This is a genomic window from Bacillus sp. DX4.1, from assembly GCF_030348195.1.
Lineage (GTDB): Bacteria > Bacillota > Bacilli > Bacillales > Bacillaceae_G > Bacillus_A.
In genome coordinates, this window is the sequence record NZ_JAUCFT010000007.1 from 228909 (window position 1) to 236137 (window position 7229).

A 7229-nucleotide genomic window follows, 5' to 3' on the forward strand; every position below is an offset into this window, starting at 1 on the left:
TAAGGAGTGAGAGAAATGAAAACCATATTACTGACTGGGTTTGAACCATTTGGAGGAGAGGATATTAATCCTGCTTGGGAAGTTGCACAATTACTCCACCAACAGGTAATTGGGAAATATCAGATTGTAAGTAAACAAGTTCCGACCGTTTTTCAGCACTCATTACATGTATTAGAAACATATATAGAGGAATTAGATCCAGAATTTGTTATTTGTATCGGTCAAGCAGGTGGACGTCCTGATATTACAGTGGAGCGAGTTGCGATTAATATAGACGATGCAAGAATCGCTGATAACGAAGGAAATCAACCAATTGATATGCCTGTTGTACAAGAAGGACCAGTCGCTTATTGGTCTACACTTCCCATGAAGGCTATCGTAAAAAAACTTCGGGAAGAAGGAATTCCAGCATCTGTTTCACAAACAGCGGGTACATTTGTTTGTAATCATCTGTTCTATGGGTTAATGCATCTGTTGGAAAAGCAACAACATAGAGCTCGTGGTGGTTTTGTACATATCCCGTTTTTACCAGAACAAGCGAGTGACCATCCGGGTCAGCCGAGTATGTCACTTTCTACCATTACAAAAGGAATTGAATTATTAGTGCAAACCATATTAGAAGTGGAAATAGACATTGTAGAGAGCGGCGGAGCAACGCATTAAGCAAAAATACAACCTGCCTGTTATAATAAAGGAAGAAATATACATAGAGGTGAGAGTTGTGCAGCAATATGAGGAAGTTCGTTCCGTTATTGAAAAGGCAAATAAAATTACAGTGTTAACTGGTGCTGGTGCTAGTACAGAAAGTGGGATTCCAGATTTTCGCTCAGCAAATGGATTATACGCAGATGCGAATGTAGAAATGTATTTATCAAGAGGCTATTATAACCGAAAACCGAAAGAATTTTGGAAGCATTATAAAGCGATATTTCAAATCAATACATTTCATCAATACAAACCAAATCGTGGTCATCGGTTTCTAGCGCAATTAGAAGAACAAGGAAAAGATATTGCGGTGTTAACCCAAAATATTGATGGGCTTCACCAATTAGGTGGCAGCAAACATGTGATTGATTTACATGGTACGCTTCAAACGGCTCATTGTCCGAAGTGTCGTGCAAAATACGATTTACAATACATGATTGATCATGAGTTGCCACGTTGTGAAACATGTAATTTTATTTTAAATCCTGATGTTGTTCTATATGGAGATACATTGCCACAGTTTCAAAAAGCGATTGAACGATTATACGAAACAGATGTATTACTCGTGATGGGAACCTCGTTAAAAGTACAGCCAGTTGCTTCGTTTCCGCAAATTGCAAAGAGAGAAATAGGGGCGACAACGATTCTTGTGAATCAAGAGCTAACAGGGCAAGAATATAATTTTGATTATGTATTTCAGCAGAAAATCAGCGAGTTTGTGACCAATTTTTAAAAGATGAAATAGAGAACCGAGATAAAAGCAAATTATCTCGGTTTTTTTATTCCGCTATTCGCGGGCAGTAATACTCCCACCTCAAAATTCGGCAGGAAGTTAAGGAGTTAAGTGGGGGATGAAGAATTCCCCCTACTACGTCCATCTTTACTTTTCATGATTTCAAATAATGAAAAAAACGCCTTTCACAAGACGTTCCTCTTCGTACTTTTTCTTCAACTAACGTACCCATTAGTAAAAAAGTAACCTAATACAAACCTTCCTTAGAAAGAATACTTTTTCCATCCATATCCACTGCAAACCATGGTGAAACGTCATCACTATCTTCATATTTGTTCCAAGCAATAACAAAGTGGACTTGGCACATTTCATTTTTTAGTAATGGTGGTAAGGGAACAACAAGACCGTTCTGTATATATTGGACGATATTATGCTGAGCTATTTCATCTTCCGCATTCAATCGGTTTGGCATCATGTCATTTATCTTTGACCTATGAACAAGTAAAGTCCCGTCTTGAGTTCCTAGAGTAAGTCTATATTCTCTATAGTCCCATGTTATTGCCTCTAATCCTTCTCCACTATCTGGTCCACTGTCTATTTCAAGAGTATTGACAGGATTTAATGCAGTAAGAAAGTCACAACTTAAATTATCCACAAAAGATTGCACTCTCCAAACAGCACCATACGCCTTTTCTACATTCATATAGCTCGGAATTCTAACAATAGGCTTACAAAGAACTAATTCTGCTAAAAAGTCTGAATGAGAATAACTTGCTAAAGATCCACCTTTTGATAGTCGAAAACAGTTTCTTTCCACAGGAATTTCAGATAGGAGATTTTGATTAATATTAATGTCAAAAGTAATCCTACCTAGAGGTGTAGCAACATAAGAACTACAATTTTGCAAAGGCTCATAACCATTCTTTGATTCAAATAGTTTCAATGTATCACCCCTCTTATTTTTTGAAATTAAACTATCTATTAATTTATTTAAAACTATATACGTAACAATATTTTAAAGGTTCCCCACGGGGGAATGTCAAGAGTTCCTAAAAACGAAAAAATGAGCTAAATTCCTATAAATAACTGTAGAGAGATAAAAAATTCGTTTTGGGGATACTTCAAAGCATTAGCTTGATAGCGATGTGGCGATACCTCAAGTATGCATTATTCTTTAAGAGGGACTTATTTTTAATTATAGGTATATTCAAAAATAATTATGTTTGTTGTATAATTAGTTAAAATTAACATAAAAATTCATATTTATACTTTTTTTAGGAGGGAAATAAATGATTATTTGGTCTGGTTGGGGCTTTTTAGTTGCACTTATTGTAATTATTAATACTCTTTTTGGCGAGTTTTTCTTTGAATCTATAATGGGAGACGATCAATATTATCAAGAACATAGTTGGCCACTGACAGTAATGTTGATTATATCAGGGGTTATATCTTGGTATTTAGGAAAGTACTTTAATAAACCAAGTGAAAAAGTTTACATTGATGCTGAAACTGGTGAACAGGTTAGGTTTAATAAGCGTAATTCATTATTCTTTATAAAAATGGATTATTGGGGTTATAACTTTACTTACAAGATAACAAACACAGAGTAAGAACTAATAATCAATCAAAAGGGGTATATCAGTCATGAATGCAAAGAAACTAGTAGGGGTAGCAATTCCGGTCATGTTGTTATTCGGTTGTGGGGTGTCAGAGAAAACGGACGCTTCTAAACAAGCAAAAACGGAAGAATCTAAATCTACTAAATCAGAGGAATCAAAGTCTACTATTAAGAAAGAGAAAGTTTCAAAGGAAGACTATCCTAAGAAAGTATATGAATTAGGGGTAGAGTTTGATAAGTTGTTTGCAGAGCATAACAACTTATCAAAAGAACTCTTAGAAGGGAAGAAAAAGAAATCAGACTTATTAGATAGTGTAAAAGAATTGAATAAAGTGTTAGATAAGTTTGAGTCTATAGACCCTCCTAAAGAGTATATAGACCAACAAAAGGACTTTGAAAAAGCAACTAGTCATTATAGAGAGGCTTTCGACTTGATAAACGAAGTATTCACTCGAAAAACAAAAAGAGAAAAAGGCGAAAAGACTGATAAAGAGTTAATTGAAAAGTCAGAGAAGATAGTTAAAGATGGAGACGTATACTGGATTAGAGCATTCAAAGACCTTGAAAGCGATATTAAAGTAGGTGACGGTACAGTATCTATTAAAGACTTGAAAGAGTTAGATAAGAAAGCCGGAATTAACACTGATAACGTAATGAAGAATGTGAAAGACGGTACTGAGTTAATTGGTAACTGGGGATTCCAAGGGTCTGACGGTTTCGTTATGTCATTCGTTTTAAATGGTAATAAGACATTTGAGTCTTATGGTAAAGGTGAGTATCCAAATAAGAAGAACTATATCGAAGGAACTTGGGAATACGATAAAGAAACGTTTAGAATCCATATACACATCAATAAACTATTAATCAATGGAGTAGAGGATACAATCGAAGACAGAGATATGGCATATAAAGTTCAAGATTATGATGGTAAGAACTTACAATTATTCGATGGAGTATCATTTAGTACAGTAAGGTATGTAAAGCAAAGCTAAAATAAGTAGGGATTAGGTTTAAACAGCCTAGTCCTTTATTCATGTGTATTGGTAATTAAAAGAAAAAAGGCATAGAAAAGCGAATATTCGCACTTTCTAATAACGCTAAAAATAATTTATCATTCTTCATAGTTAATCACTCCTGATAGCCGTATTTTTTATAGCCTATAACTCACATTCATGATTAGGATGTATAATACCTTGTGAACTACCCCCACTTAAATTCTAATGAATTTTGAAGTGGGGGCTTCTCAGTTCCACGACGAAAGCAACCTTTCGTCTCCCTGAGCGTTACTTCGGGTTATTCCGCCCCTAGATGTCCAACGCTTGGACGTTCTTTTTTACGGTTGATATTTTACGCAGGAACCGAACGGCTTGGTTTTCGCACTGTGTTTTCTTCCTGCAACCTTATATATCAAGTTATCAAAGAACTTCATGTGTCTAGTTTATCAAAAATCTTTTGGTTGTGCCAAACCGAAATTCATCTCCCACCTAGCGTTGGGCTATCGCCCTGCACACGCTTGAGGAAGGAGAATTCTTTCGGATAGAGTGTTAAAAATTAAAATGAATTCAAATGATAATCGATATATTTAACTGATAGTTGTGATATGCAAAATTATTTGTAAAAAAATGCCCTCGTTTCTATGAAGAAACAAGGGCATTTTTTATTTTTTAATCGACAATCCATAGACAAGTGTTTCACTAGGAGTCATAATACTAAATCCTGTCGTTTTATAGTCGAGTTTTAATGTATTCCCAATATAGTCTTTTGTAAACTCATCGATTTGTATAATGAGTCGTTCGTCTTCAAATACAACATCACTCGCATTGTATTTGTCTACGATTAGATCAACATCAACAAATATACTACAAGAATTCGTCATTGTGCCTCTAATTCGTATGATGCTTTTATTATCAGAGTCTATTTTATGTAATACTGCTTTTGCTTCATCAGTTACGCGAATATTCATCGAATCCCTACCTTTTCTATACTTACGTTCTATTATGGCAAAAAAGTGAACAATAAGAAAGTCAATTAACTTGAATTAATGATACGAAAATGATTAGGGGATAATTCTAAAAGCTAGAACGAAGGAGGACATAATACTTTATTCCGCTATTTGCGGGCAGTAATCCCCCGTCCAAAAGTTCTGCAAGAAGCAAAGAAGTTAGGTGGGGTTAATATGTGAATCGTTGCCGTACCTCATATCCATCAAGATAAGATAAAATCATACTCCAAAAACGAAAAAAAGCTATCCTTTTCTATAAATCTACAAAAAATAGCGCATTTTTTGTTTTAGGGCACTTAATTTTGTTAGATTGATGGCGATAAACCTGGATTACAAAAGGAATTTATTCTCTTTTGTGGAATGGTATGTATATTAATCTTATTACAATTTGGAAAGGAGAATGTTTATGAACTATTCCCAATTGGAGAAAGACACAGGTGCAGATCCAGGAAAGAGAGAATCATTGCTTACAAGATGTGCGAATGTATTTTCGAGATGGTCGCAGAAGTATGTCCCGGATGCCTTCGTTATTGCTGTGCTGCTCACTCTATTCACTTTCATCGCGGCCTTTTTTATGAACCCCTCCGAGCCATACGCAATCGTAAAATCTTGGGGGGATGGGTTTTGGACTTATTTGACTTTTACGATGCAAATGGTATTGCTGATGGTTACAGGGATGACGTTAGCTTCCGTCCCGTTCATCAATAGAGGTTTGCAGTCCGTCGCCAAATTAGCCGATACACCTCAAAAGGCTTATGCGATGACATTTTTGATCAGTGCAATCGCGTACTACATCAATTGGGGATTGGCAGTGGTTGTAGGGGCAATCCTGGCGAAGGAAGTGGCGAAAAAGAATCCGGATGCACATTTTCCTTTGCTTGTAGCAGCTGCCTATGCTCCGACAGCCTTATACAGTGCCGGGCTTTCCAGCTCTATTGGCTTGACGATTGCCACAAAGGGTCATTTTCTTGCAGAGATGATTGGGATTATCCCTACCTCGCAAACAATCTTTAGTTTCTCTACTTTAATTATTTTTTTCACTCTGTTCATCACGATGCCGATTATTATCGTACTTATGGCTCCAAAAAGCGGGATTATCGGTTATAAAGCTGCCGAAACAGATACAACTTCTTTTGTAAAACCTCCTCAAAAAGATTTAACCGCCGCGGAAAAATTGGAATGGACGCCGGTTCTGGGAATATTATTAGGTGCAATCGGTACGTTGTATTGTGTATATGAATTCATGAACAATCACAGCTTGGATTTAAATATCATTAATTTATTCTTCTTGTCACTCGGTTTGCTGCTGCATGGTTCTCTCGGCAACTTTGCACAAGGATTCAAAGAATCTGCACAATCCATTTCTCCGATTATTTTGCAGTTTCCGTTTTACGCAGGAATTATCGCCGTTTTGGGAAGTTCAGGATTGGGAAGCTCTATCATTGAATGGATGACATCCATCGCATCAAAGGATACATTTGATATATTTACATATTGGTCAGCGGGATTGGTGAATTTATTGGCACCATCTGGTGGGGGACAATGGGCTTTACAAGGACCGCTGCAAGTCCCGGCAGGTATGAAGCTAGGCGTAGATCCGGCCACTATCGCCATGGCGGTAGGCTGGGGGGACGCATGGACAAATCTGATTCAGCCGTTTTGGGCATTGCCTCTGTTAGGGGTGCTAGGACTAAAGATTAAAGACATCATGGGCTATTGCTTCATTCTCTGTATTTGGGTCGGAATCGTTACAAGCGTATTGATGTTGTTTGTATATTAACTTTCATAGAAGTACCACTACATCGCCATCACGCTAAGCTTTTGAAGTACCACCAAAACGAACATTTTATCATTTCAACCGAGAAGACCCCCTCCTCTAAACGAAGTAAAGGTGAGGGATGAATCGGTTTTTTCTTTTTTTAAAGAAAACCATCTTTTTTGTAGAACATACGTTCCGTCTTGTTGTATAATTGTCTTATCAAACAAAATGAGGTGAGAACAGGTGAAGAAAGCGTATTTTTCGAAACGGATCTATAAAAGGGATGTACCGTATGAAATGGTAGATACATTGACAAAGACAATGGAAACATTTAATCGGGCGAAACGCTTTGCATTTCAAACGATTGTTCGGGAAAAACGTTGGAGCCGTAAGATGCATACAGATAGTCTTC

The 7229-nt window shown here is 36.7% G+C and carries 7 protein-coding genes and 1 pseudogene; 6 read left to right on the forward strand and 2 right to left on the reverse strand.

The genetic code is table 11. From position 1 onward, the window contains the following. The first annotated feature begins 15 nt into the window (after positions 1-15). Both pcp and QUF99_RS03320 read left to right on the forward strand, forming a co-directional pair. Positions 16-663: a pyroglutamyl-peptidase I gene (pcp, locus tag QUF99_RS03315; RefSeq protein ID WP_289368640.1), complete on the forward strand. Its 648-nt coding sequence runs from the start codon at positions 16-18 to the stop codon at positions 661-663. A 49-nt stretch (positions 664-712) separates the two neighbouring features. Then, positions 713-1438 (forward strand): NAD-dependent protein deacylase, encoded by a 726-nt coding sequence (locus QUF99_RS03320; protein ID WP_289368641.1) that lies wholly within the window; start codon positions 713-715, stop codon positions 1436-1438. Positions 1439-1685: 247 nt separating this feature from the next. On the opposite strand, the gene QUF99_RS03325 is transcribed toward QUF99_RS03320, so the two are convergent. Further along, positions 1686-2381 carry a hypothetical protein gene (locus QUF99_RS03325; RefSeq protein WP_289368642.1) on the reverse strand — a complete coding sequence of 232 codons (696 nt, stop codon included), beginning with the start codon at positions 2379-2381 and terminating at the stop codon, positions 1686-1688. A gap of 346 nt (positions 2382-2727) precedes the next feature. On the opposite strand from QUF99_RS03325, the gene QUF99_RS03330 reads away from it, so the two are divergent. Beyond that, entirely contained in the window at positions 2728-3048 is a 321-nt protein-coding gene (locus tag QUF99_RS03330; protein ID WP_289368643.1) for a hypothetical protein, read from the forward strand. A 34-nt stretch (positions 3049-3082) separates the two neighbouring features. Next, positions 3083-4048 carry a DUF3994 domain-containing protein gene (locus QUF99_RS03335; protein WP_289368644.1) on the forward strand — a complete coding sequence of 322 codons (966 nt, stop codon included), beginning with the start codon at positions 3083-3085 and terminating at the stop codon, positions 4046-4048. Positions 4049-4713: 665 nt separating this feature from the next. Here QUF99_RS03335 and QUF99_RS03340 read toward each other — a convergent pair. Further along, the gene (locus tag QUF99_RS03340; protein ID WP_289368645.1) at positions 4714-5019 is read right to left on the reverse strand and encodes an iron-sulfur cluster biosynthesis family protein; all 306 of its coding nucleotides are present in this window, start codon (positions 5017-5019) and stop codon (positions 4714-4716) included. Positions 5020-5464: 445 nt separating this feature from the next. On the opposite strand from QUF99_RS03340, the gene QUF99_RS03345 reads away from it, so the two are divergent. Continuing rightward, positions 5465-6838, forward strand: coding sequence for a short-chain fatty acid transporter (locus QUF99_RS03345; RefSeq protein WP_289368646.1), 1374 nt, complete (start codon positions 5465-5467; stop codon positions 6836-6838). 222 nt (positions 6839-7060) lie between these two features. Next, a pseudogene (locus tag QUF99_RS03350) lies at positions 7061-7229 on the forward strand (IS200/IS605 family accessory protein TnpB-related protein); the annotation flags it as partial.

What these genes read in the sequence shown, in the direction of transcription:
- QUF99_RS03345 (WP_289368646.1), top strand. Translation starts at nt 5,465, where the DNA reads ATGAACTATTCCCAATTGGAGAAAGACACAGGTGCAGATCCAGGAAAG.
- QUF99_RS03330 (WP_289368643.1), top strand. Translation starts at nt 2,728, where the DNA reads ATGATTATTTGGTCTGGTTGGGGCTTTTTAGTTGCACTTATTGTAATT.
- pcp (WP_289368640.1), top strand. Translation starts at nt 16, where the DNA reads ATGAAAACCATATTACTGACTGGGTTTGAACCATTTGGAGGAGAGGAT.
- QUF99_RS03340 (WP_289368645.1), bottom strand. Translation starts at nt 5,019, where the DNA reads ATGAATATTCGCGTAACTGATGAAGCAAAAGCAGTATTACATAAAATA.
- QUF99_RS03335 (WP_289368644.1), top strand. Translation starts at nt 3,083, where the DNA reads ATGAATGCAAAGAAACTAGTAGGGGTAGCAATTCCGGTCATGTTGTTA.